The sequence below is a fragment of the Acinetobacter sp. YH12021 genome (genome assembly GCF_013420145.1).
GTDB lineage: Bacteria > Pseudomonadota > Gammaproteobacteria > Pseudomonadales > Moraxellaceae > Acinetobacter > Acinetobacter towneri.
This window is the reverse complement of record NZ_VOYT01000003.1, coordinates 131,680-158,136: the sequence shown is the minus strand read 5'-3', so window position 1 is coordinate 158,136 and position 26,457 is coordinate 131,680. Positions and strand designations below refer to the sequence as shown.

The 26,457-nt window shown below is 43.7% G+C and carries 20 protein-coding genes and 3 tRNA genes; 8 read left to right on the top strand and 15 right to left on the bottom strand.

Annotation, left to right across the window (positions count from 1 at the left end; translation table 11 throughout):
- The first annotated feature begins 62 nt into the window (after positions 1 to 62).
- Positions 63 to 1,583, top strand: coding sequence for a catalase (locus FTT91_RS04750; RefSeq protein WP_180169061.1), 1,521 nt, complete (start codon positions 63 to 65; stop codon positions 1,581 to 1,583).
- 163 nt (positions 1,584 to 1,746) lie between these two features.
- Here the strand turns inward: FTT91_RS04750 and FTT91_RS04745 are convergent, their stop codons facing one another.
- The 8 genes from FTT91_RS04745 to hcaE form a co-directional block, all read right to left on the bottom strand.
- Entirely contained in the window at positions 1,747 to 2,799 is a 1,053-nt protein-coding gene (locus FTT91_RS04745) for an MBL fold metallo-hydrolase (protein ID WP_180051871.1), read from the bottom strand.
- 247 nt (positions 2,800 to 3,046) lie between these two features.
- Positions 3,047 to 3,955 carry a DMT family transporter gene (locus FTT91_RS04740; RefSeq protein ID WP_179991223.1) on the bottom strand — a complete coding sequence of 303 codons (909 nt, stop codon included), beginning with the start codon at positions 3,953 to 3,955 and terminating at the stop codon, positions 3,047 to 3,049.
- Positions 3,956 to 4,043: 88 nt separating this feature from the next.
- A complete protein-coding gene (gene hcaD, locus FTT91_RS04735) occupies positions 4,044 to 5,270 on the bottom strand; it encodes a 3-phenylpropionate/cinnamic acid dioxygenase ferredoxin--NAD(+) reductase subunit (protein WP_180169060.1) in 1,227 nt (408 codons plus the stop codon).
- Positions 5,271 to 5,274: 4 nt separating this feature from the next.
- Positions 5,275 to 6,240: a 3-carboxyethylcatechol 2,3-dioxygenase gene (locus tag FTT91_RS04730; protein WP_004976064.1), complete on the bottom strand. Its 966-nt coding sequence runs from the start codon at positions 6,238 to 6,240 to the stop codon at positions 5,275 to 5,277.
- 71 nt (positions 6,241 to 6,311) lie between these two features.
- A complete protein-coding gene (gene hcaB / locus FTT91_RS04725; protein WP_004976058.1) occupies positions 6,312 to 7,127 on the bottom strand; it encodes a 3-phenylpropionate-dihydrodiol/cinnamic acid-dihydrodiol dehydrogenase in 816 nt (271 codons plus the stop codon).
- Between the two features lie 2 nt (positions 7,128 to 7,129).
- Positions 7,130 to 7,456: a 3-phenylpropionate/cinnamic acid dioxygenase ferredoxin subunit gene (gene hcaC / locus FTT91_RS04720; protein WP_004976057.1), complete on the bottom strand. Its 327-nt coding sequence runs from the start codon at positions 7,454 to 7,456 to the stop codon at positions 7,130 to 7,132.
- Entirely contained in the window at positions 7,456 to 7,974 is a 519-nt protein-coding gene (hcaF, locus tag FTT91_RS04715) for a 3-phenylpropionate/cinnamic acid dioxygenase subunit beta (protein ID WP_104853007.1), read from the bottom strand. The genes hcaC and hcaF overlap by 1 nt, the downstream gene beginning before the upstream one ends.
- Positions 7,971 to 9,338: a 3-phenylpropionate/cinnamic acid dioxygenase subunit alpha gene (gene hcaE / locus FTT91_RS04710; protein ID WP_004976053.1), complete on the bottom strand. Its 1,368-nt coding sequence runs from the start codon at positions 9,336 to 9,338 to the stop codon at positions 7,971 to 7,973. Before hcaE ends, hcaF begins: the two co-directional genes overlap by 4 nt.
- Before the next feature lie 281 nt (positions 9,339 to 9,619).
- Between hcaE and hcaR the strand changes: the two genes are divergently transcribed.
- Positions 9,620 to 10,522 (top strand): DNA-binding transcriptional regulator HcaR, encoded by a 903-nt coding sequence (gene hcaR, locus FTT91_RS04705; RefSeq protein ID WP_004976051.1) that lies wholly within the window; start codon positions 9,620 to 9,622, stop codon positions 10,520 to 10,522.
- Between the two features lie 331 nt (positions 10,523 to 10,853).
- Entirely contained in the window at positions 10,854 to 11,531 is a 678-nt protein-coding gene (locus FTT91_RS04700) for a DUF1345 domain-containing protein (protein WP_096901303.1), read from the top strand.
- Positions 11,532 to 11,596: 65 nt separating this feature from the next.
- On the opposite strand, the gene FTT91_RS04695 is transcribed toward FTT91_RS04700, so the two are convergent.
- The 7 genes from FTT91_RS04695 to FTT91_RS04665 form a co-directional block, all read right to left on the bottom strand.
- Positions 11,597 to 12,457, bottom strand: coding sequence for an alpha/beta fold hydrolase (locus FTT91_RS04695; RefSeq protein WP_004976044.1), 861 nt, complete (start codon positions 12,455 to 12,457; stop codon positions 11,597 to 11,599).
- A gap of 279 nt (positions 12,458 to 12,736) precedes the next feature.
- Positions 12,737 to 14,008, bottom strand: coding sequence for an OprD family outer membrane porin (locus tag FTT91_RS04690; protein WP_180169059.1), 1,272 nt, complete (start codon positions 14,006 to 14,008; stop codon positions 12,737 to 12,739).
- A gap of 426 nt (positions 14,009 to 14,434) precedes the next feature.
- Positions 14,435 to 15,454: a 4-hydroxy-2-oxovalerate aldolase gene (gene dmpG / locus FTT91_RS04685; protein ID WP_004976038.1), complete on the bottom strand. Its 1,020-nt coding sequence runs from the start codon at positions 15,452 to 15,454 to the stop codon at positions 14,435 to 14,437.
- 11 nt (positions 15,455 to 15,465) lie between these two features.
- On the bottom strand, positions 15,466 to 16,362 hold the full coding sequence (locus tag FTT91_RS04680; protein ID WP_096901306.1) for an acetaldehyde dehydrogenase (acetylating): 897 nt from the start codon (positions 16,360 to 16,362) through the stop codon (positions 15,466 to 15,468).
- Positions 16,363 to 16,387: 25 nt separating this feature from the next.
- Entirely contained in the window at positions 16,388 to 17,185 is a 798-nt protein-coding gene (locus tag FTT91_RS04675; protein WP_004976036.1) for a 2-keto-4-pentenoate hydratase, read from the bottom strand.
- Between the two features lie 429 nt (positions 17,186 to 17,614).
- Positions 17,615 to 18,283: an HAD-IA family hydrolase gene (locus tag FTT91_RS04670; protein WP_154321084.1), complete on the bottom strand. Its 669-nt coding sequence runs from the start codon at positions 18,281 to 18,283 to the stop codon at positions 17,615 to 17,617.
- A 353-nt stretch (positions 18,284 to 18,636) separates the two neighbouring features.
- Positions 18,637 to 19,599 carry an RluA family pseudouridine synthase gene (locus FTT91_RS04665; RefSeq protein ID WP_154321085.1) on the bottom strand — a complete coding sequence of 321 codons (963 nt, stop codon included), beginning with the start codon at positions 19,597 to 19,599 and terminating at the stop codon, positions 18,637 to 18,639.
- Positions 19,600 to 20,361: 762 nt separating this feature from the next.
- Between FTT91_RS04665 and FTT91_RS04660 the strand changes: the two genes are divergently transcribed.
- The 5 genes from FTT91_RS04660 to FTT91_RS04640 all read left to right on the top strand — a co-directional run bounded on the left by FTT91_RS04660 (position 20,362) and on the right by FTT91_RS04640 (position 26,388).
- Positions 20,362 to 23,793 (top strand): Rne/Rng family ribonuclease, encoded by a 3,432-nt coding sequence (locus FTT91_RS04660; RefSeq protein ID WP_180169058.1) that lies wholly within the window; start codon positions 20,362 to 20,364, stop codon positions 23,791 to 23,793.
- Positions 23,794 to 24,051: 258 nt separating this feature from the next.
- Positions 24,052 to 25,893 carry a long-chain-acyl-CoA synthetase gene (locus tag FTT91_RS04655; protein WP_180169057.1) on the top strand — a complete coding sequence of 614 codons (1,842 nt, stop codon included), beginning with the start codon at positions 24,052 to 24,054 and terminating at the stop codon, positions 25,891 to 25,893.
- A gap of 194 nt (positions 25,894 to 26,087) precedes the next feature.
- Positions 26,088 to 26,163: transfer RNA gene (locus FTT91_RS04650), tRNA-Lys, on the top strand.
- Between the two features lie 21 nt (positions 26,164 to 26,184).
- A tRNA-Lys gene (locus FTT91_RS04645) sits at positions 26,185 to 26,260 on the top strand.
- 52 nt (positions 26,261 to 26,312) lie between these two features.
- Positions 26,313 to 26,388, top strand: a tRNA-Lys gene (locus tag FTT91_RS04640).
- The last annotated feature ends 69 nt before the right edge of the window (positions 26,389 to 26,457 follow it).

The window sequence follows — 26,457 nt, the reverse complement described above, 5'->3', positions numbered from 1 at the left end:
TTTTAGAAGCTAAATTTCTAATACAGCCCACCACATGATGATCACAATAATGGAGAACAATGATGAGCCAAGAGATAAAAAATTGCCCTGTAACGCATTTAACCACCGATGCAGGCGCACCTGTTGTAGATAACCAAAATAGTATGACTGCGGGCGCACGTGGCCCACTCCTTACTCAAGATTTATGGCTCAATGAAAAGTTGGCAAACTTTGTACGTGAAGTAATTCCTGAGCGTCGTATGCATGCCAAAGGTTCAGGTGCGTTTGGTACGTTTACGGTCACGCACGACATCAGCCAATATACCCGTGCCAAAATTTTCTCTGAAGTTGGCAAAAAAACTGAAATGTTTGCTCGTTTCTCTACCGTTGCAGGTGAGCGTGGCGCTGCCGATGCAGAACGTGACATTCGTGGTTTTGCTTTAAAATTCTATACTGAAGAAGGCAACTGGGATTTAGTCGGTAACAACACACCAGTGTTCTTTTTCCGCGACCCACGTCAATTCCCTGACCTGAATAAAGCGGTAAAGCGTGACCCACGCACCAACCTGCGTAATGCGACCAATAACTGGGATTTCTGGACTTTGCTGCCAGAAGCACTGCACCAAGTCACCATTGTGATGTCGGATCGTGGTATTCCTGTGGGTTATCGTCACATGCATGGTTTTGGTAGCCACACCTATAGTTTTATTAATGCCAATAATGAGCGTTTCTGGGTGAAATTCCACTTCCGCACTCAACAAGGCATTCAAAACCTGACCGATGCAGAAGCAGCAGAATTGATTGGTCGTGACCGTGAAAGCAGCCAGACTGACCTTTACAATGCCATTGAACGCGGTGATTTCCCGAAATGGACGCTGTTCGTGCAAATCATGCCTGAACTGGATGCAGAAAAAGTCCCTTATCACCCATTTGACCTCACCAAAGTTTGGCCGAAAGGTGATTATCCACTGATTGAAGTGGGTGAATTTGAACTGAACCGTAACCCTGAAAACTACTTCCAAGATGTTGAACAGGCTGCCTTTGCACCAAGCAACCTTGTACCAGGAATTAGCTACTCGCCAGATCGCATGTTACAAGCGCGTTTGGTCAACTATGCCGATGCTGCACGTTACCGTGTTGGTGTGAACCATTCACAAATTCCAGTGAATGCTGCACGCTGCCCTGTGCACTCAAACCGTCGTGATGGTCAGGGTCGTATGGATGGCAACTATGGCAGCTTGCCACACTATGAGCCAAACAGCTTCCATCAATGGCAAGAGCAACCACAATACCGCGAACCACCGCTAAAAATTCGTGGCGATGCAGATTTCTGGGATTATCGTGAAGATGATAGCAACTATTTTAGCCAGCCGCGTGCCTTGTTCAATTTAATGAACCCTGAGCAAAAACAAGCACTGTTTGATAACACGGCACGTGCTATGGGTGATGCTTTAGACTTTATTAAGTATCGTCATATTCGTAACTGTTATGCATGTGACCCTGCTTATGGCGAAGGCGTTGCAGCAGCTTTAGGCATGACCGTTGCCGATGCGCAAGCAGCACGTGCCAGTGACCCTGCACTTGGTCAGCCTGGCGTACTGTAATCTTTGTAGTTAAAGATCAAGTCAGTCTAAACAGCAAGACTTTAAACACCAAAACAAAGCCCCTATTTCGATAGGGGCTTTGTGTTCTATATCTATCATTGCCACTTTTCAGTAGCGTGAAAAGTAGCGTGTCACTTTTATTTAAGGTCAAGTTTTTAAAAGATTAAACAATTAATTTCTTACCCTCACGAATACAATAAAACGGATTCATTAATTTAGATGAACGCTTCATGGCATGATGCAAGTCTGCCTCTGGTTGCTCACGCCCTTCATCGGTCAGCTCAAAAGTGCGGTAATGAATGGCCAAAGAACATTTGGAATGTAAATCTTTATGGGCCTGAAAGGCATCTTCAGGGTTCATATGCATATAACGCATCAGATTCCGTGGCTCGTAAGAACCTATAGGTAAAAGTGCCACACGTGGTGCGCCCATACGGGTTTGAATTTCTTTAAAGTGTGGCGAATAACCCGTATCACCCGCAAAGAAGCAATGATCTTGCCCATGTAAAATAGAAAAACCACCCCATAACGCCATGTTCTGATCGCGTGCGCCACGTCCAGAACCATGTTGTGCAGGAGTGTACACAATTTTCAACTCTTTAAACAAAGCCGACTGCCACCAATCCATTTCAATCACATGCAAGTCTGGTGGTAAATACCAACTATTGCCCAAACCTGTATAAATAGGCATGGCAAATTTGTGATTGAGCCATTTTAAGGTGGCTAAATCCATGTGGTCATAATGGTTATGGCTTAAGAAGACGGCATGAATGGTCGGTAAATCTTCCAGTGCAATCCCTGCAGGACAGGCACGTTTAGGCCCTCGCCCCTGTTTCGGACTGGCATGCTCTGCCCAGACTGGATCGGTTAAAAAGTTATACGGTCCAATTTGAATCAGCACCGTTGCATGCCCCACAAACCAAACTTGCCAATCATCCAAACTGGCGTGTGGACGTAATTGTGGCAAAGCACTTGGCGCTGTAAAAAATTGCTGTGCTTCTTGTTGCGGATTGACATTCCAACTGTTCGATTTGCGTTTTAGCAACCATTTCAATAAATCAGTTTGGCTGCGCCCCTCAGGACACGCAATCGGATTAAAAAACTGCGCTCCATCATAATGATTTGAAGGCAAAAACTGCAGCTTGGGTTTACGCCAAGTATGCGACCAACAGGCTTCCGTTGGCAGTTGAAAATGCTTTTGTTCCACGTTGTTCATGTAAGCCCAATAATATATAGCGCATCTACCATGATGCTTTTTATCCTGATCTGTTCAGAAAAAAACACAGCTTTGGTTCATGTGTTGACTCTATCACGCATAGTAGCGAAATCAAGCAGGCAATTTCCTTTATGTTTTTGTTGTTTTGAGAAAAAAGTCGTATCGACAGCGGGTTAATGATCGGAAATTTACACCTCAGATAAACGAGGCTTTAGAAAAACCTAAACACGGGTAAAGCAATGCGAGCTTAGCGTTTAGCAAAATATTGTTCGCGCCATTCTTTCCAGAAATACATCACAATCCCGAACATCACCACGGCAATGCCAATAAACGCATTCATGCTGATGTGTTCATTATTTAAGGTCGCACCTAAAATTAACGCGATGATGGGAGTCATCACATTACTTAAAGATACGGTTGAGGCATTTAAACGACGAATCAGCCAGAAATAACACAGCATGGCGACAATAGACGACATGATCATGGTAAATACAAAACCAATCATGGCTTGGCTACTTGGCATTTGAGTCGGGAAATGCGACCAAATAAAGGGAATTAATAACAATGACCCTGCCGATGATACCAATAAAGAGCCTGTGGCTTGTGACATCGGCTTTAAAGGAGCATTGATTTGTTTGACCCAAAAAATTGAGCTGATATAGGACAGCATACTGATAAACATCAACACCACGCCCCATGGATTCACTTTGCTGTCGGCAGAGTCTGCAAAGACAAAGCTGAGTCCTGCAATCGCAATTGCCATACCTGTCCACTGTAAGGCAATCAATTTTTGTGTGCGTAAAATCACATGACCAATCAAGCCTGCGATTAAAGGAGAAAAGCCAAAAATCAGCGCCATTAAGCCTGAAGTTAAATAATTGGCAGCCAAGTAAATAAATAGCTGTGCACCAATTAAATTCAGACTACCCGCCAAATAGCTTTTCATTGAGGTGTGATCAAAAGGCAGTGGATCGCGCATGAGTTTGAGCAAGCATAGCGCAATCACGGAAGCCCCAAAGTAGCGGATAATCAAAACCCACATTGGATGAATTTCCTGCACACTCCAGACAATCGCCAATGGCGTGGTCGCCCAGATTAATACCAATAAGGCATAAATACTGGCGGTTACCACAACAGGAGATGTATTCGTATTCATCGCTTGCTCAACATAAAATGGACACTTTTCTTCGGCAGATAAAAAACAGACCCAAGTTGCCTCAGGTCTGTTTTTCATCAGTTCAAGCTTACTTCACCAATTTGCGAAGGTCTTGGCTCACATCTAAATATTTGTCTGCTTCAAAAGCAGCTTGTTTAGCAATCAGCTTTTTCAAGTGACGCATATCTTTGGCTGAGTTGACGGTAATTCCGCCGACAATCACGCCATCGGTCACACCAAACAATACGAATGAAGACTCACTGCGGTTGGCAGCATCCATCTCACCACGCACATGCCATTCTGCTGCTGACATATCTCCTACAAATTGGTAGTTAATGTCGAGTTGATCAGTCCAGAACCAAGCGGGATTGGCTACAGGATGTTCAACGCCCATCACATGACGCGCGAAGATACCTGCTTGCAGGTTAGCATTTTCCCAAGTTTCTACACGGCGATGATTGCCACATTCACGCAGTTGTGACGCGACATCACCCGCGGCATAAATGTCTGGGTTTGAAGTTTGACAGTTTTCATTCACATGCACGGCAAAGTCTGCATCTAAACCTGCTTCAACTGCCAATTGTGCGTTTGGAATAATCCCAATACCGTAAATCACCGCATCGGCACGTAGTTCTTCGCCACCTTCTAGGGTCACGACAATTTCTTCACCATCTAGCTTGCAATCTGCAATTTGCGTAGACAGACGTACATCAACTCCTGCCAATAACTGCTGTTGCAGTAAAAACTCACTCAAGATGAGTGGTGATGAACGTCCCATCACCATTGGTCCCATTTCAATGACAGTTACCTGACAGTCTTTAAAACGTGCTGAAGATGCCAACTCTAAACCAATCACACCACCACCAATTAAGATGATGCGACGACCCGCTTGTAATACAGGGACTAAGGCTTGCGAGTCTTCAAGATTACGCAACGTGTAAACGTGTTTACCTAAGGCATCAAAATTTGGCAAGCGACGTGCAGCACCGCCTGTGGCAAGTAACAACTTGTCGTAGGCAATAACCTCACCATTTTGCAATTCAACCGTATGTGCTTCGGCATTGATTTTGCTCACGCCATTGCCACGAATAGTGGTCACACCTAGTTCTGCCAATTTTTCTTCCGACAGAATCTCGATTTTGGTTTCTTCAGGACGCAAAATCACATCTTTAGACAGCGGTGGACGCTCATAAGGCAAATGTATTTCATCGCCAATTAAGATGATGTTGCCTGCATATTGATTGCCGCGCAGCTCAAGAATGGCACTTGCCCCTGCCTGACCTGCCCCCACAATCACAATTGTTTCTACACTCATGGGCTTAACCTTTTAACTCGGCAGATACGATGCCAAAGCCCGCAATCCACTCACTAATATCTTCATAGCAATGCGTGGTCATTTCATACGCACCCAGTTCATCTAACGCAGCAAAAGCAGCCATCCACGAACGGACTTCCTGACCACCACGACCACCATCTCGACGAATTTCAGCTTCGGTCATGGCTTCCATAGCTGCAAAGTCTGCCTGTTTGAATTTTTCAAGCAAGGCAATATCCCACTCAGGGCTTAACGGTACAGCCACAGAAGTATCGCCTGCAGCAAGTTTCTGACCGACTGCAATCACTTTGGCCTGACGTGCATGACGTGCTTCAGGGCTTGGATTACGACCTGCAATTAAAAATTCTTCAACTTCAGGCGGTACTGAACCCATTTGTGGCGTTGGTGGATCGTGTGAAAGACCACCTGTACCCAAGACCAAAACGCGCTCATTTTCAAGATTCAACGACTTGATAAATTGACCCACAGCACGCCCCAAAGCAATGGTACGCTTGGTGGTTGGCATCGGCGCTGCAGCGCCATTAATAAACACGGGAATGGTTGGATAACGATCTAGCTGCCCTTCACACAAAAAGTGTAATGGCTGAGTCACCCCATGGTCGGCCTGCATGCGATACGAGTATGCAACATCTACACCTTCATCCAACACACGGCGCACCATTGCCAAGGCTTTGTCTTCAGGCACATCAATACGGTTGTTGTCTTTGCCGTAGTCCCAGTCACCCGCAGCCGTAGCACGAATACCGACACAGAAACTTGGCATCAAATCATAAAAGAAACCGTTGAAATGGTCTGGACCAAAGGTAATGATCAGGGTTGGATCGTATGCTTTGACTTCGGCAGAAAGTTGCTCAAAGGCAGCACGAACTTTTTGTTCTTTAGATTGATCTTGCGGTGTTGCAAATTCCATTAAAGGACTGTGCGATGCACAAATGAGTTTAACGGCCATGAAAGACTCCTAAATAAGGAAGGCAGCCCAGAGAAAGGCTGCCGATTCGTCTATTGAATTTAGACTCAATTTTATTCGTCAAAAAAACCTGCACGTGGTTGACGCAAACCACGAATACCCAAACCACATTCTGCATTGATCAGAACGCCAGTCAGCGCACGGTTATTTTGACGCGATGCCAAGAGCACATACGAACCAGTCATGTCTTCTGGCTCAGGCAAGAAATTCAGCGGCATACCGCGTGCAATTTTTTCAGGATCACGTGCATCGAGTAAGCCTAGGTTTTCCTGACCTAAAGATGCTGCGCCCTTAATATTGACATTCATCGCTGAAGGCGCAACAGCATTAACACGTACTTTAGGTGCCAATTCATAAGCCAACTCTTTCATGATGCCAACACCTGCATGTTTAGATGCAGTGTAAACAGGACCACCGCCTGAAGAATACAGCGCAGAATTGGATAAGGTTAAGATGATAGAACCTTCAGATTTCACCAACTCATCCAGTGCTGCTTTTGCCCCCAAGATTAACGCCTTGGTATTGATGCCCATGATTTCATCAAAGGCTTTTTCAAGCTGCTCACCAGAAGTATTGACGATATCTGCGTAGTGATCCCAAATCCCTGCATTGCCAATAAAGCAATCCAGCTTTCCAAAACGCTCCACAGTGGCCTGCACAGCACGGACATTGTCTGCATAGTTGGCAACATCACCAGCGACTGCCACGATTTGATCACCAAAACGTTCTTTTAAGGCATCGACTTTAGATTGTGAGCGCTGTAACACGCCCACATGCGCACCTTCTTCAAGAAAGCGCTCGACCAAAGCCCAACCTAAACCAGAACCGCCACCTGTAATCAGTGCCACTTCGCCTTTTAGCCAACCCATGCTTACTCTCCTGCCATTTCTACATATAACGCGCCGTCTTCAACCACCACAGGGAAAGTTTGAATCGGGTCGGTGGCTGGCAAGCATAATGCTTGACCAGTCTTTAAACAGAAGCGTGCAGAATGCAGTGGGCATTCAACTGTGCCATCATCTTCAAGATAACCTTCAGACATTGAGGCATTGCCGTGTGAACAACGGTCATTCATGGCAAAGAACTCACCACCGTTGTTGAATACTGCCAGTGCTTCAATACCGTTCACACCGCAATCCACTTTTAACGCTTCGCCTTCGTCTAATTCGTCAACTTGGCAAACAAAGATTTTATTCATTAGAAGAATACACTCAGGTTGTGTGAGTTATAGGTTACTTGGTCAAGTACAATCTTACGGTTGAAGATCTGGAAGCCTAAGCCACCTTCAACACGACGGATTTTGTCATGGCGCTTACCACAGTAAATAGTCACGTCTTTCTCTTTTTGAGTACGGTACAACAAGTAAGTCACGTGTACGTCGTATTCACCTTCGACCTCTGTCGCTTCAACAATCACGTTGCTGACCATATGCGTGGTACGTGACGGAGGTTCTTCAGCCCATGCCATACCTGTTTCCAGACGTGCAACACGGCGCTCAAGCAAGTGTTTGTTGTCGTTGAACACCCAAGTTGTAGGTGGTTCAACTGAACGACGACGGTCACGAGTTTGCGCATTTGGTGTGGTACGCAAGGTATAAGAAATGTCTTCTGCCATGAGGTCTAACCACTCACGGAATTTCCAGTCGTCCAGCAATTTTGCTTCGCGATACAAGAATTGGCTCACTTCATGTTGAAGTTCTAAACTGATTTGACTCATTTCATTAGCTCCTTCTCGTATTCGTCAGCTGCTTTTTCAACGTCTTCCCATTTTTCATGGATCAGCAAGTCTGCCCAACGGCGGTACATACCACGTGCTGCAGTTTCAGAGAAAATGTAGTTGGTGATTCCTGGAATACCATCTTCACGTACTTTTTCGTTGCCTTTACCCATTTCGACAATGAGCTTGTTTTGACGTGCTTTATAGCCGCGCAATACTTTTTGAATTTCAATCCAGTTTTCAGAGTCATCTTGCTCTAAGAAACCTGCAGGACCGAAAGCACGTGTTGCAGAACGCTCAAATGCTTCTTTCACGTCTTGAGGTGCTTCAGCATCGGCAATACAGAATGCCCATACTTCAGTTTTGTTTGGACCACGTGGATGCCATACGCGCAGTGTTGCAGTACCGTTCAACCAAGACAGTGTTGGGAACATGGTGTTGTGACCTGCAAGACGTAAGGCACGTACTTCGCCTAAACGCTCTTTCACTTCTTCGTAAGTTTCACGGAAATAGTTGGCAACTTCACCGTCAACCCATACGTTTGCATCTGGTTTTTCTGTAAAGAAGAAACCTGAACCGTGACCACGTGAACCATACTGAATCGCATCTTTGGCAGTTTCCCAAACAGGACGAGCTGTTTGCGCTGCACCTAATTGTTTGCTGCTGTCATCATCTGGTTTTGCACCAAGTACCTGAATCGCAGAGGCGTGTGAGAACAAAGCGTGATATTGGTCAGAAGCAAACTGTTCTGCAGCAAATTTCCAGTTACAGTCAATTTCCCACTTGTGTACGCCACCAATAATTTCAGTACCACCCGGACGACGGTCAATCACGCCATCTAAGTACCAAGCGATGTCGCCCATATATTCTTCTAGGTCTGGAGTGGTTTCATCCCAGCAACCAAAGATCAAGCCTTTGTAAGACTTCACGCGGTTGACTTCCACCAAGCCCCATTGCTCTTTACAAGCACCTTGTGGATACGCACGTTCTTCTAAAGGAATATCTTTGAGTGAACCATCAATACCGTAAGACCAACCGTGATATGGGCAAGTAAATGCACGGGTATTACCACAGTCTGCAAAGCTCACACGCATAGAACGGTGACGGCACTGGTTTAAAAATGCTTTGATTGAACCGTCTTTTTGACGTGCCACAATAATTGGATCTTCACCCATGTAGGTGTTGAAGAAGTCGCCAGCTTTAGGAATTTGGCTTTCATGACACAGGAACAACCACGTACGGCCGAACACACGTTCAAGTTCTAATTCGTAGATATCTGGATCTGTATAAATAGATGGAGTGATACGTCCATTTTGTGCATCGACCAAAGCGTCGATTTCGCGCACATCAATTTTTCCACTCATGAAAAGCTCTCCTGTGACCAACAACGGCACAAAGTAAATAGACTCAACTTTTGATGGATAATGGTTTTTTAGGGACGTTTAGTGAAATATTTTTTTTGTTTCAATTAATAGTTTTTATAGATTAATCCAACATTATATTTTGCATTTAAATCGTTGCATAATGATGAAACCCTATTTACTTCGTGAATGACACAATAATTCTCACCGAATAGTTGTTTATAGATCATTCTTTTATTAATCTATAATTAGACATATTTTGAATTAATCTTTGGAATGGTTGTATGGAATTACGTCACCTTCGCTACTTCATTACCGTTGCTGAAGAACTCAACTTCAGTAAAGCCGCACTTAAACTTTATACGGCTCAACCTTCGCTGAGTCAGCAAATTAAAGATTTAGAAGAAGATGTCGGCGTTAAGCTACTCAACCGTACCAAACGTAAAGTCGAGCTAACCGAAGAAGGTGCTGTATTTTTAGAACAGGCGCGTCTGACTTTGGCGCAAGCCGACAAAGCGGTTGCCATGGCACGTCAGGTGTCACAAGCCAAACAGAAAATGCTGCGTATTGGCTTTGTTCCTGTGGCAGAAATGAAAATTTTCCCTTTTGTACTGCCTAATTTACGAGTACAAAACCCAGAATTAAAAATTGAATTGCTAAGTTTGAACAACACTGAGCAAATGAAAATGATTAAAAAAGGTGAACTCGATATCACCTTTACCCGCCACAATATCAACAGTGATGAAATTGAGAGCCAGTTTGTACTGCGTGAACCGTTAATTTTTATTTTGCCCAAAGATCATCCGTTAGCAAAATACGAACGCATTCCTGTCAAAGCATTGAATGGTATTGATTTTATTATTCCTTCGGCAGAAGCTTCGTATAATCTGCATCACCTGATTGTCGATTTTGCCAAACAGCACAACATTGAACTAAACATTGTGCAAAAAGCTGACAACATTTTATTTAATATCAACTCGATTGGTATGGGCTTGGGTTGCACCATTTTACCGGGCTATGTTGCTCCGCTAACCATGGAAAATACCGTCATCCGTCCACTTGATGTAGAACTTCCACATTTAGATTTATACGTCAGCTACGGCAAAAACAGCCATTCCGCTGCGGTACAGAAATTTATGGAACTGCTCACACGTGTGTTCTATTTGGACATCAACCGCGAACAATAATTCTAAAACCACTCGCGTTTTTCAACCTTTCAAAAGTGCTTGCTGCTTGATGTAGTAAGCACTTTTTTTGTGCATCCTAAATGCTAAAACAAAGCTTTAGACTTAAGTCTAAACTTATTTTTTTAATCTTTTTCTGAACTACTGCTCATTCTTACACTCAAACATTCGCATTTTTGCAGTCTGCTTTTTCCTCGCTTCGCTACCACATTTCCTGCAAATTACAACTTAAGTCTAATAAGTTAAAATAGGCACCCCATCGCTATTTTCTAAAATTAAGCCGATGATAACAGGCAGTAACACCTTTAGATTGCACATCCAGAAAGGATCAAGAATGATAAAAACACCCTTCAGCAGAATGAAAACAGGGATTCAATATCGTCCTTATTTTTTTATCAGTTTTGTGATTACCATTGTGCTGTATGCTATTTTTCAGACCCTCACTGCATGGTCATGGTCAAGCTGTTTATTGATTAGCTGGAATATCGCGATTTCCTGCTATTTGGTTTTAACCATGCGCAGTTTGTGGCACAGCGATCATGCACATATTTTACAACGTGCCCAACAACAAGATGCCAGCAAATGGCTGATTTTATTCTTGGTATTTCTAACCTTAGTGATGTGCTTTATTGCGATCATTGTCGAGGTGAATTTATTTGCACAAAGTGAGTTTGTGCGCATGGGACATTTTATTTTATCCATTACCACTATTTTATGTGCTTGGTTTTTTATGCACACCATTTTTGCGATTCACTATGCGCATGACTATTATTTGGCACTGCAACAGCAGCAAGAAGGTGGTTTGGATTTTCCCAAGACGTCGCATCCAACCTATCCTGACTTTTTATATTTCAGCTATGTGATTGGTACATCTGCACAAACCGCCGATGTCTCGATTAGCTCACAACCCATGCGGGTACTGAACACGCTACATATTATTTTGGCTTATAGCTTTAATACCACCATTTTAGCCATTTGCATTAACTTGGTCGCGAGCTTTATTCAGCACTAAATTGGGTACATAAAACATCCATAAAAAAGGATGGCAAATTGCCATCCTTTTTTACCTCACTGCGCTTAATTTACGCCACGTGCAGTTAAGTAGTTTTTAATCACAGTGTTAAATTCTTCCGCTTTTTCAACCTGTGACCAGTGACCACATTGGCTGAAAATGTGTGCATCGGCATGTGGCACAATATTTAAAATATCCCATGTACGCGATACTGGAATCACCACATCTTGTGTACCGTGAATCAGCAATACAGGCACAGTGATGTCTTTCATTTTGTCAAAGTCGAGTGGGAACTCGAAACGGTCACGGTCACGCGCGCCCACAACATCCATTAAACGGTCTGAAGCATAGTCATTTTTTGCAGAAGCAAAACGGACTTTGACCAACTCATCTGTAATCAAGTCTTTATTTACCACGAACATTGAAAGCGTCTTTTTAATGCCTTCTTCAGTCAATACAGGATTTGCATGCGCTTTGAGGGCTGCAGTCTGTTTTGCACCGCCTGTACCCATTGAGATAATACCAAGAACACGCTCTGGGTAATCCAATGCCAACTGGAATGCCAACCAGCCACCCAACGAGTTACCCACCAACCAAGTTTTCTCAATGCCCAATGCATCTAAAGTACGTACAGCATGATCGACCCATGCACGGATGCCATATTGTGTGCCCGGTGCAACCACAGTTTGACCATAGCCGATGGTATCAATGGCGATACAACGTGCTTGCTCACCAATTTGTGGCAAGTTTAACCACCAGTTTGCAGCAGCCGATACGCCTGTACCTGAACCGTGTAAAAATAGAATAGGTGTACCTTCACCCACTTCATGATAATGCGTTAATTCGCCTTCTGCTGTTTCAATCCATTTATCTTCTAAGCCAAAGAATGGATCTGTTGTATAGTCAGGGATTTGAACAGTGCTCATATATACTCCTCGTACAGTCTTTAGCTTGCGTTTGGCTCTAGGTATAGAATTTGACGTCAAGTGGACTCATTCAACATTACTTTTACAGGCTTATATTACCTGTTCACACGGCATCAACTGATACAAATTTACGATCACAACCCACAAAAAAACGATTAAACAACTCTTTGAATTTTATAAATTTAATAAAATAAAAGTCTTAATTTATATAAGGTATTTATTCAGTAAATATTAAAAAAAAGAGCGACTATAAAAAGCCGCTCTAATTTTTATCTAGCTTTAGAATTTATAAGTGTAAGTCGTGGCGATACGGTGTTCTTCTAAGTCATTCGCAAAGTTAAAATTGGTATCGATGAACATATAATTAAAGCCTAAACCTTTAAGCTTACCTTCTGGCACAACATAGTTCACAATGACGTTATTTTCGTTTTCTTTACCTTCTGGCTTGCCTGCGCCCAGATCGATATTGTCACCGCGGAAATGACGTACTGTCGCTGTTAAACCAGGAACACCCACATCAGCAAAATTATAGGTATAACCCAAACTCCAAGAACGCTCATCTTTACGAATGAAGCTCGCCACAGACCAGTTGTCTAAGTAAGGCTGCGGCACCCACCCGCCCAAGGTCGGGAACATTGGGGCTTTTGTACCGTGCTCACCAAACATTTGTTGATAACCTAACTGTACAGTGTGCATCCCATTGTTGATTTTTGCACCCGCAGACACGGCCTGGCTGTCAATATTGCCATACAGCTTGTCACCCGATTCGCTGTTGTCAAAATAGCGTACATGGGTATCCAGCTTAGTTTTTTCAGCCAAAGTCGTTTTATAGTTTGCAGCGACGTAATGTTGTTGATAGATGTTGGTTACATCCGCATACCAATAACTTCCACCTACTTTAGGGGTAAATTGATGATCTACTCCCACAAGATACATGCCATCGTCTGTGCTTAATTTATTCGCTTCAGCAGCAGAAAAATTATTTTGAGGGAACAACGTAAAATCTTGGTATTGGTTATCATAACGTGCATTAATACCGTCTAAATAAGCCAAAGTTAATTTAGTATCTTTTAAATCCTTTGATTCTAACCATGCACCGCTATAAGTCGTTAACAATTGACGCGATGGGTCAAAAAACACCACAGGTGACATTGGTAATAAGTCACCTACTTTTAATTCAGTTTCAGAAAATTTAACTTTTAGAGTTGCACCGACCTTACCAAAATGATCTTTTGACTCTTTACCATCATGCGGCAAAACCCAGTCTGCATTTTTATCACGACCATTGAGTTTTACTGCGTGTTGAACCAGAAGATCAGCACCCACCTGAATTACGCCTAAATCGTGATAACCCGATTTAGCATCCAAGGTGACTGCTTGTGACCATGAACCAAAGTTCCCCGCAGGGTTGTCTTTAATTTGACGATCTAAATAAAAATTCTTAAATTTAAATTGAACATTGCTGTCGTCAATAAAATCTGCCTGAGTTGCAGTTGTCCCTAAAGTTGCTGTCGCAGCAAAAAGTGCTATCCATAAATTGTGACGATGCATGCGTTTTTCCTATTCATCCAATAAGCGAATCTGGGCATCATGCAAAACTCTTGTCATGAAAAAAATCCGACCACAGTATTAAGCTTTTCTACAAATTCAGCACTTTCTGTATCGAGCAGCTTTTTTCCAAGTTTTTTAATTCTTTTTAACGATAAAAAATTAAGCTCAAAATCCTCACTAAATGAATTTTTATTTGAATTCACTGCTTAATTTAGGTGAAAAACGCTGTTATTTTTTGCATCATGTGAAGGATTAATCTTTTTTAACTTTAAACCCATGTGTTAGCGTTATTTTCTATAAACCCAACTTATAAGAAAAACATTTTAATCAGCACAAAATTCAGCACGTTTTACATCTTTCACAGCATAAAAAAGCACCCCAAACGCATTTGGAGTGCTTAATTCAAGCCTGCTTTATATTAAAAACTTAGGCTTGCATTTCACGTGCTTTAGACATAGTCAATGCCAAGTCTTCAATCATATCTTCCTGACCGCCCACCGTACCGCGACGACCAAGCTCAAGTAGAATTTCACGCGCAGATACTCCATATTTTGCTTCGGCACGTTTTGCGAACAATAGGAACGATGAGTAAACACCTGCATAACCTAAAGTTGCTGCATCACGGTCTGCACGAATTTGATGCGTCATCATTGGAATGATCAAGTCTTCAGCAATATCCTGCACTTTAAACAAGTCCACACCTGTTTCCATTTGCATACGGTTTGCGACCGCTACAAACAATTCAAGTGGTGTATTACCTGCGCCTGCACCTAAACCAGCCGAAGCCAAGTCAACACGGGTTGCACCTGCGGTCACAGCCGATACAGAGTTCGCAACGCCCATGCCCAAGTTATGGTGACCATGGAAACCAATTTCGATGTCTGAGCCGAGGTTGGCACGTAAAATACCTACGCGATCAGTCACATCTTGAGGCAACATATAGCCTGCAGAATCTGTTACATAGATACAGTTTGCACCGTAAGACACCATTTTTTGTGCTTCTTCGAGCAATTTTTCAGGAGAAGCCATGTGCGCCATCATCAAGAAGCCCACAGTATCCATACCCAGTTTACGTGCTGCAGTAATGTGCTGTTCAGAAACGTCTGCTTCAGTCGAATGTGTCGCCACACGAATGGTTGCCACACCTACATCATGCGCCATTTTCAGATGATCAACTGTTCCAATACCTGGCAATAACAGTGCAGAAACTTTTGCCTGTTTCAGGTTTGGAATCACTGCTTTCAGATATTCTTCATCAGTAGCTGCTGCAAAACCATAGTTCACAGAGTTACCACCTAAGCCATCACCGTGTGTGACTTCAATTAAAGGAACACCTGCATCATCCAACGCAGTGGCAATTGCAACCATTTGCTCTGGTGTGGTTTGATGGCGCATTGGGTGCATACCATCACGTAAAGTCATATCATTAATAATAATCTTAGACATTTTGGTATTCCTTAAGCTTCAGCAGTTTTGAAAACGTGTTCTGCAAACATTTCTGCAGTACGTGCAGCCGCTGCAGTCATAATGTCTAGGTTACCTGCATATTTAGGCAAGTAATCACCCAAACCTTCAACTTCCAAGAAAATTGAAACACGGTTGCCATCAAAAACAGGGCCGTTTACAAGTTTGTAACCCGGTACATATTTTTGCACTTCTTTGATCATGGCATGCACAGATGCTGTAATCGCTGCCTGATCTGGCTCACCTTCCACCAAGCAGTGAACGGTATCACGCATCATTAATGGTGGCTCAGCTGGGTTAATGATGATGATGGCTTTACCTTGTTTTGCACCGCCAACTTCTTCAATCGCGCCTGCAGTTGTACGGGTAAATTCATCAATGTTTTTACGTGTACCCGGCCCCACAGATTTAGTCGATACCGTTGCAATAATTTCACCGTATTCCACAGGTTGAACACGAGAAACTGCAGCCACCATAGGAATTGTTGCCTGACCACCACAAGTCACCATGTTGACGTTTGGCACTTCGCCCGCTTGTAGCAACGCTTCAAGGTTCACTGGTGGTACGCAGAATGGGCCAATTGCTGCAGGCGTTAAGTCAATCATCAACACGCCAAGTTCATTCAGTTTGCGACTGTTTTCTGCATGCACATAAGCGGAAGTTGCATCAAAAGCAATTTTAATATCATCTTCAAGTACGTGAGGAAGAAGACCATCTACACCGTCACTTGTGGTTTTTAAACCCATTTTTGCCGCACGAGCTAGACCTTCAGATGTTGGGTCAATTCCCACCATCCACACAGGCTCTAACCATTCACTGCGTTGTAATTTATAAAGCAAATCTGTACCAATATTACCTGGACCAATCATTGCACATTTAATCTTTTTCATGCATGTACTCTCTTAGAATCTCGATTTATTCCGCAGCAAACGCAGCTGTCACTGAACCAAAGCCTTCAATTTCGACTTTAAATTCTTCACCTGGCTGTGCAACAACCATAGGACCTAAAGCACCAGTTAAGATGATGTCGCCTTTTAACAATGGACGACCACGGCGCACCATTTCATCGGCTAACCACACGGCAGCGTTTAATGGATTTGCTAAACAAGCTTTACCCACGCCTTGAGAAACTACTTCTTCACCACGGGTCATCACCATTTTGCAGTTCACCAAATCCAGATTTTCTAGCTTGACTGGTTTTGAACCTAGAACGAATGCAGCAGAAGATGCGTTATCGGCCACGGTATCAATCAAACTAATTTTCCAGTTTTCAATACGGCTATCGACCACTTCAATGGCAGGCAAGGCATATTCAGTCGCGCTGATAATATCCGCATACGTGTGTTTTTCTTTGGTTAGATCTTGGTTAATCACCAATGCAATTTCTGCTTCTACTTTTGGCTGAATCAGCAAACCTGCAGGAATCGCTTCACCATCACCATAAGCCATATCGGCAAACAACATGCCAAAGTCAGGCTGATCTACACCCAGTTGTGCTTGAACCACTTTAGAGGTCAAACCAATTTTACGCCCCACCAAACGACGACCTTCTTTTAAGGCACGTTCGGTATTCACTTCTTGAACGGCATAGGCAATATCTACGTCAGCACTTTCACCACCAAGTTCTGGGCGGATTGGCGCAATCGCAGTTTGAGAGAGTTCGGCAGTACGTAATGCTTGCGCAACTGATTCAACAACAGCAGAATTCGACATCAATGTTTCCTTAAACTGCAAAAATTGGGCATATACCCCGAGATGTTGGAAAGGTAATAATAGAAAATAGGGATGATGACCCCGATCTTGTCCATTCTCAGGACAAGCTATCCAGCTCAGAGGTATGTAAACTGATTAAGAATCGGAAAAATGGCGGGTTTATGCCAATACTTATTTTCTTTTTTTCAATAGCTATTAGCTATTAATCTATTTTTATAAAAAGCAAGCAAAACAGTTGTCTGTAGGCTATGACATTATTTTCCGAGTCATTGACTCGGCAATTCGCAGCAATCTTAAAATGTCTTAATCCTAACTTTAGACTAAAAGCTAAGCCTTTTTATGACGCTCCCAAAAGTACATAAAAAAAGAGCAACCTGAAATTTTTCAAGTTACTCTAATTTCAAATTCATCTAAATTGTTTTACTGGGTTTAACTCGCCTGACGTAAACGATATTGCTGCACTAAAAAATCATGCAAACTCGGCACATCATCTGCAATGGTTAAAGGCTGATAACGCTGCAACACCTCTACACTATGCACGCCATAACTCACGCCTACACGCGGCATAGCAATATTTTGTGCCATTTCTAAATCGTAAGAAGTGTCACCCACCATAATCGCTTGCCCGACCTGCACATCGGTACTGCTCAAAATTTCCTGCAGCATTAAAGGATCAGGTTTAGATTTGGTTTCACTTGCAGCACGTGTCGCCACAAACAAATCCTGACTTTGGGTTTGCGCCAACACTCGGTCTAAACCTTTACGGCTTTTGCCTGTTGCCACTGCCAATTTCAGTCCCAAACCTGACAACTCATCGAGCATATCTGCCACACCCTCAAACCAAGCATCGGTTTTTGAGTGTTCGACATAGTGTTCTGAATAGCACTGCAAAATCGCTTGATGCAGCTCTGGCACTTCAGGAAATAAACGCTGTGCCACTTCAGGCAAACCCAAACCAATAATACTTTTAGCCGCAGCATCGGTCAGGGGTTGCTGAAATTGTTGTGCTGCGAACTGCAAACTCGCCACAATTTGACCGACGGAATTAAATAAGGTGCCATCCCAATCAAAAATGATGAGTTCTACAGGTTTGTTCATATTAGGTTCCTAAATTTGATTCGGCTTTTAAATTCCCTCGCTTTACCTTAACTCAAAAGGATAAACGACCAAGAATCAGCACATATATCACAACAAATATTCGATACGCGAAGGGCGACATGGATGTCGCCGTTTCGCTGTGGCACAGAGATGTTCCATCAGCGAAACAAAAGTTTTTTGTTACTTTTCATCTTTGAAAAGTAAGGCATAGCCTATACACCAAAAATTTAAATTAAAAACTATAAAATGTGGCTGTGAATTACCCCTGAAAACCTCATCTCCTTGTTGCGAAACAATGTTCCTCATCTTTAAAAAGAAGCAAGCTGCTATCGCACAACAGAGAGTTACAAAAATTAAAACTCAGGTGGCGCCGTCGGCTTATCCGCCTTTTGCGCTCTCAACTGCGCCACCAAACTCTGCATATCTTCAGGTAAAGGCGCTTCAATCACAGGATAGCCTGGAATTTCCAAACGCATGGCATGTAAGCACAAACGACGTGGCGCAGGACCCCGATATTCAGTTTGATGACCATATTTATCATCACCCACCAACGGATGCCCAATGCTTAAACCATGCACACGAATTTGATGGGTACGTCCTGACAACGGCGAAGCATATACCAAGCTTGCATGCATAAAACGCTCAGCCACATTCCACTGGGTTTTAGACTCTTTACCTTCTTTAGATACACGTACACGACGTTCGCCATTCGCCAATTCATAACGATGCAACGGCGCATCAATCAATTGTTGATCCAAACTCACCTGCCCTTTGACAATCGCAGCATAAGTTTTTTGGATTTTATGTTCGCGCAATAAATCTTGCAGGGTTTTTAAGGTACTGCGTTTTTTGGAAATCATCACCAAGCCTGAAGTATCACGGTCAATACGGTGAATCAATTCCAAATATTTTTTACCTGTCGCAGCACGTAAGCCTTCAATCAACCCGTAGGCAACGCCACTGCCGCCATGGACTGCAATGCCCGAAGGTTTATTCACCACCATCAAGCCTTCATCTTCATAAACCACACGGCTCAATAAACCCTGTGCCACCTTGTCTGAAATTGGAGCAGCACTGTCGTCTTTTTGTTCATAGCGAATCGGCGCCACACGAATTTGATCGCCAATATTCAGTTTGGTTTCTGCTTTAATGCGCTTTTTATTGACCCGCACCTGCCCTTCACGAATCAAACGATAGATGCGACTTTTAGGCACCCCTTTTAAACGACTAAACAAAAAATTATCGATGCGTTGACCCGCTTGATGCTCATCCACTTCAAACCAAGTGACACTTTGCCATTGTTGGGTAGAATTCATACAGTTAAGAGACCTAATAAAATACTAAAATTGATTAAAAACTGATCATTTAGGCTATGCTTTACACAAGAAACATAAACTTAGCCCATAGGCAGATGATGCAAGGTTTGATATAGTCAGCGCACGGAAACCATCGTCAGTGGGTTCACGTTGAATCTTTTCAGGTTTTTCTGAAATAGAGCAATCAACCAACATCCCACTACATACGAGCAGGTCCCAAAAGAATTATGCCGACGCCGAAGGCTTATTATATCGGCAAAAAAGCAAACTGTTGCGTTTAATTGTACCTCAGGTACATAAATCAGTTTGCCTGAAAAAATATGTCGCCAACTCTAGTTGGTTTTTAAACGTAAACTGATACACATCAGATTAGTCGCACCCTGAAAACCACTTCAGGCTAAAGCGTTTGATGTATTGGATCTGCACAATTTGTAAAGATACGACGATAATTCCGTATCAAGACACTCTATCTATGAAAGAAGAGATGATCTTCGAGCAATGTGACAGTGAAAGTTACACACATCCAATACACCGCTCGTCCGCCAGTGAAGCGATCAGGTGACTTTATCCGTTTAAAGGTTAAAGCCGTATTGCCATCATCAATACGTGAATCATACACCGCAGCCCCACACAAAAAGGCCGGTAAAAAAAGCTCAGACCACAATTGGTTTTTTTGAGATCTGAGCAGTTGATCCGTGATGCTTGATGTTCGCTACGTGTCTAGCGATTTTTTGCTGTGTATCACTATTAGGTGTTACACCCATGAAACGTATGTTGATTAATGCAACACATGCCGAAGAAATTCGCGTTGCACTTGTCACTGGTCAGCGTCTTTACGATTTCGATTTAGAAAATCGTACCCGTGAACAAAAAAAATCGAATATCTACAAAGGTCATGTGACCCGTGTAGAACCTTCTTTAGAAGCCGTATTTGTTGAATACGGTGCAGGTCGCCAAGGCTTCCTGTCGATGCGTGAAATCGCAAACTCTTATTACAAAGCCGACCCTCGCCAAACTTCTAATATTCGTGAACTGATCACTGAAGGCACTGAGCTTTTGGTACAGGTAGAAAAAGAAGAACGTGGCAACAAAGGTGCTGCGCTCTCTACCTTCATTTCTTTGGCTGGTCGTTATTTAGTGCTTATGCCAAATAACCCGAAAGGTGGCGGTATCAGTCGTCAAATTTCAGGTTCTGTGCGTGAAGAACTCAAAGAAATGTTGGCATCTTTAAACGTGCCACGCGGCATGAGCGTGATTGTACGTACTGCGGGCATTGGTCGTTCACAAGAAGAATTACAGCTTGATTTACAACACTTGCTTGACCTTTGGGCGCAAATTCAAAACACCGCAAGCTCTGGCCCATCGCCAATGTTGGTACACCAAGAAGCAGGTGTGGTGACACGTGCGATTCGTGACTACTTACGTGATGATGTTGCCGAAATTTTAATTGACTCAGAACAAGCTTATAACGAAGCCTATAACTTCGTAAAAGCCGTGATGCCACGTCAGTTAGACAAGCTAAAAACCTATACTTTAAATGAGCCGCTATTCGCGCATTTTGGTATCGAAAGCCAAATTCAAACAGCTTATGAGCGTGAAGTTAAATTGCCTTCAGGCGGCTCAATTGTCATTGACCAAACTGAAGCATTAGTTTCAATTGACATCAACTCGGCTAAGTCTACCCGTGGTCAAGATGTTGAAGATACTGCGCTTAATACCAACCTTGAAGCTGCCGAAGAAATTGCGCGTCAATTGCGTTTACGCGACATCGGTGGTTTGGTGGTCATCGACTTTATCGACATGACCAAAGACCGCAACCAACGTATGGTTGAAGCCAAACTTCGTGAAGCAACACAAAGTGACCGCGCACGTATTCAATTTGGTCAATTATCACGTTTTGGTTTAATGGAAATGAGCCGTCAGCGCTTACGTCCATCACTTGAAGAAGCGACTGGTTACGTTTGCCCACGCTGTCACGGTACAGGCATGGTACGTGACCTACGCTCTCTTTCACTTTCAATTATGCGTAAAGTGGAAGAAATTGCCCTGCGTGAACGTCATGGTGAAGTTCAAGTCGAAGTACCTGTTGAAATTGCAGCATTCTTACTGAATGAAAAACGTCACAGTCTGGTTTACCTTGAGCAAACTTCAAATGTGCGTGTGACTGTATTACCTCACCCACACTTAGAAACCCCGCATTACGAAATTTCGTATAATCCTGAAGGCTTTGCACCAACCAGCTATGAACGTACTGAAGCAACTCGTTCAAGCGAAAAAGAGTTGGGTTATGAATCTTCTGAATGGCATTTAGAAGAAGCCGATCAATCGCACAGCCACGCTGCTGCACCTGCGACAGAAAAAACTTCTGCAAGAAAACCACAAGCAGCACAGCAAAATAAAGCATCTGCACAACAGCAGCTTGCACCTGCGGCAGCCACAACAGCTGCAAGCCCATGTGCATGGTTAGAAAACCTGTTTGTTCAAAAGCAAGCCAGCACTATTGATCAAGCACGTAGTGCCAACAATGCTGCAGCAGCCATTGAGCAAATGGTAAATAGCGGTGCTGTGAGCCGTGGTCAGTTTGGTCAAATTGCAACTGCGTCTACTGCCCCTGCTGCAAGCAGTCAAAATGTGTACCTTGCACCATCAACAGTGGCACAAAAAACTGAACGTGACTCTGCAGATAAATCTGCTGAACGTGAAGACAAACCTGCTCCGCGTCACAACAACAAAAAGCCGCGTCACAGCAACAACAATAACAAGCACAAAGAGCAACGTGAGCCGCAAACTCAGCACGACAATCAACAACATCAAGTGCATGAAGAAGTGGTTCAAATGTCGCGTCAGGAGCAACGTCAAGAAGCGCGTGAAAACAAACGCAACTCTCGTCGTCAGCACAACAATGACCAAGCACCGCAGCAGCAAGAAGCTCAAAACAACAATGAGCAGCAGCAAAATGCCGTACCACGTCGTGACCGTCGTAACCAACCTCGTCCAGAACGCCCAAATCGTCACCGCGACCCAAGCGTATTGAATGAGCAAGCACCTACCGCAGTGGCTTCTAATCAGCCAAAAGTGGACTTAATTGATGCACCGCGTCAAGAGTTCAACACGACGGCTTTGGTAGTGAATGTCGATCAAGCTCAAACTGAAATTGTGGCATTGAATGCTGCGCCAGTAGCGGCTGAACCAGTGACAGCAGTAGAAGCAACTGTGCTTGAAACGGTTACTGAACCAACTCAAGCTGTTGCTGCGGTAGAAGCTGCTCCAGTTGTTGCAGAAGAAACAGCTGCACCTGCGGAAGTACAAGCACAACCGACTGCGCCTGCAAAACGTGCCAGCAACGATCCGCGTCAGCGTCGTCGTCAGCAACGTGAAGCTCAAGCACAGCAAGCAGCTGCACCAAAGTTAACGCCTTCACAGGTGCCAACTTTAGCGCAATACAGCATTGGTAGTCTGATTCGCCACGTCTATGGTGAAGATTGCTCAGTCCTGATTGAACAGTTTGGTTTAATTCCAACGTTCAATCGTGCTTTGCAAAAGTTCACCGATGAATATGCGGCAACGCTTGCAACAGCTGCGCCTGTGGCAGAGAAAAAACCTGTCACACGTGATGTGGAAGTTGCGAAAGCCGCACCAGAAGCAGAACCTGCACCTGTGTTAGATCTGACTCCACCAAAACCTGTGTCAGATAAGCGTGTTGCCAACGATCCGCGTGAGCGTCGTCGTTTAGCCAAACAAGCTGCTGAGCAAGCCTTGGAACAAGCCAAGCAAGCACAGGCAGTAGAAAAAGCTGAAGCAGAAAGCACACCTGTAGCAGAGCCAACGACTGACGTTGTGGCAACTACCGACGCATCTGTAGAAGCAAACTCTACTGCAGAAACGTCTGTAGCGGTAAGCACAGAAGTCGAAGCAACTACAGAAGTAAACCCTGAAGTAGAGGCTACAACTGAAGCTACTCAGCCAGAGTTGAACGCGCAAGACGACCTTGCACAAACTGTCACTGAAACTGCAGCAGCGCAAGAAGAAACTGCCGTTGAAGTGGTCGCACCTGTACAAGTGGAATTAGCAGTAGATGACCCAGTCGAAACTGCTGAATCTGAACAGGACAAAGCAGAAAAAGAGAAAACTGCACGTCCGCGTCGCCCACGTGGTCGTCCACCTAAAAAAGTAACTCCGCCAACTGAGTCTTAATTCGCACTTTTGCAGCGGAATAAAAAAATCCAGTCATTTTAATGACTGGATTTTTTTTGCTACTTTAGAGCAAATGCAGTGGTGACTTAAATTTAAGCAAGTTAATTTGGTGTTAGGTGTTTTTGATTTTTAACAGCTTTTATAAAAACATCAGTCAAAGCTAAAAATTAGGTTGATTGCACTAGGACTAAGGGATTACAAAACAATAAGACGCGATGCTTTGCAGATGCAACGGATGATGACAAAAACAGGATTCTTATGTACCAGATGACAAAAAGCGATTTAATTGGCTTAACGGATGTTGCGGCAAAAATTCCGCAGTTTATGACTAAAGTGCCCCACCTGATCACAGGGTTAAAGCAAGCCTATTTACGCACACCCAATACGCCTGCAGGCTTAGGTCTTGCGTTTGAAAAAGCCGTGCATCATAACCCGCATGGTTGTGCCTTGATGTTTGAAGATCAGCAGTACAGCTATTTGCAGCTCAACGCATGGGCTAACCAAATTGCACATTACTATTTAAGCATTGGCGCACGCAAAGGTGATGTCATTGCGGTGATGTTGGAAAATCGCCCTGAATTAATTGCCAGTGTCATTGGCTTAGCAAAAATTGGCGTTACCGTGGCTTTGGTCAATACCGCACAAGTTGCCAAAGTTTTGGCGCACAGCATCAATTTAGTCAAACCAATTGCCGTGATTGTGGGGGAAGAATGTCGTCAAGCCGTTGCCGATATTCGCCAAGAACTTGAGCTTGCAGAAAATCGACTGTATTGGTTTGCAGATCAAAATACCCGTACCGATGCTGGCACTGCCCCTGAAGGTTTTCAAAATTTAGCGCAATGCATTGCATCATTCCCAAGCTTTAATCCTGCCACCACACAGTCGGTACAGGGCAAAGATGGGCTGTTTTATATCTATACCTCAGGTACAACAGGCTTGCCTAAAGCGGTGATTTTCACCAATAGCCGTTGGACGTTGGCTTATGGTACCTATGGTCATGTCTTGGGTTTAAATCAGGATGATGTGATGTACTGCACTCTGCCGCTGTACCATGCCACAGGTATTGTGGTGTGCTGGTGTGGCGTAATTGCAGGCAGTGCCACCTTTGCCATCCGTAGAAAATACTCCACTTCATGCTTCTGGCAAGATGTACACAAATTCAATGCCTCTGCGATTGGCTATGTGGGCGAATTGTGCCGTTATTTAATGGATGCGCCTGCTTCTGATTTAGAGCGTGGGCATCGTGTGACCAAAATGATTGGCAATGGCATGCGTCCTAATATTTGGAGCAAATTCAAAACACGCTTTGGCGTTCAGGAAATTCTGGAACTGTATGCGTCTAGCGAAGGCAACGTCGGCTTTAGCAATGTGTTTAACTTTGACAACACGGTTGGTTTTTCACCGACACCTTATGCGGTCATTCAGTTTGATAAAGAAAAAAATGAACCCGTACGCGATGCCAAAGGCAAATGCATGAAAGTCAAAAAAGGCGAAGTCGGCTTATTGATTGGAAAAATCACCCGTCGCTCACCGTTTGATGGCTACACCGACCCTGAAAAAAACAAGGCGGTGATGATGCAAAACGTGTTTAAACAAGGCGATGCCTATTTTAACACGGGCGATTTAGTCCGCGACATTGGCTTCCGTCACGCCCAGTTTGTTGATCGTTTAGGTGATACCTTCCGCTGGAAAGGTGAGAACGTATCCACCACAGAAGTAGAAAACATTGTCAGTGACTATGAAAAAATTGCTGAAGCTGTCGTGTATGGCGTTGAAATCCCACATACCAATGGTCGTGCAGGTATGGCTGCGATTACCTTAAACGAAGGCTGCCAGTTAGATGAACAAGACTTGCGTCAAATGCTGGTGGAGTTTAAAAAAGCAATGCCCGCTTATGCAGTACCCGTTTTTTTACGCATTCAAAAGCAAATGCAAACCACAGGTACATTTAAATATCAGAAGAACACCCTGAAAACTCAAGGTTTTGATTTAAAACAGTGTGATGAAAAAATTCTGGTGTTATTGCCAAACCAATCTGCTTATTGCGAGCTGACCCAAGAAATTTACGACAATATTCAACAGTATCAATATCGCTTCTAAGCCACTATGTTGCCTATTTTTTGATTAGATACGACAAATTTGTTGCATTTATAATCAAACATAGGCAACTTTTTTATTTTTTACTTGCGCTCGCTTCATATCTTGCTACAATACGCTCCATCAAACGAAGTGGTGCTTAAAACCCTCTGGTTTTTCTTGCACTTCACAATCAAGCCTGCTTGATTGCTGGTTCAGGGTCGTTAGCTCAGTCGGTAGAGCAGCGGACTTTTAATCCGTTGGTCCCGCGTTCGAATCGCGGACGACCCACCATTTCCTTGATCAACCTTAGATGGGTCGTTAGCTCAGTCGGTAGAGCAGCGGACTTTTAATCCGTTGGTCCCGCGTTCGAATCGCGGACGACCCACCATCTTCTTCAAGGTTGATACTTTAAAAATGATCATCGTCATTTTTACTCCTCTGGGTCGTTAGCTCAGTCGGTAGAGCAGCGGACTTTTAATCCGTTGGTCCCGCGTTCGAATCGCGGACGACCCACCATTCCTGCTATAAATCTTTATATTACTAATCATAACAGCACTGTTCTGTGGATCGTGCAGTTTCGTAATT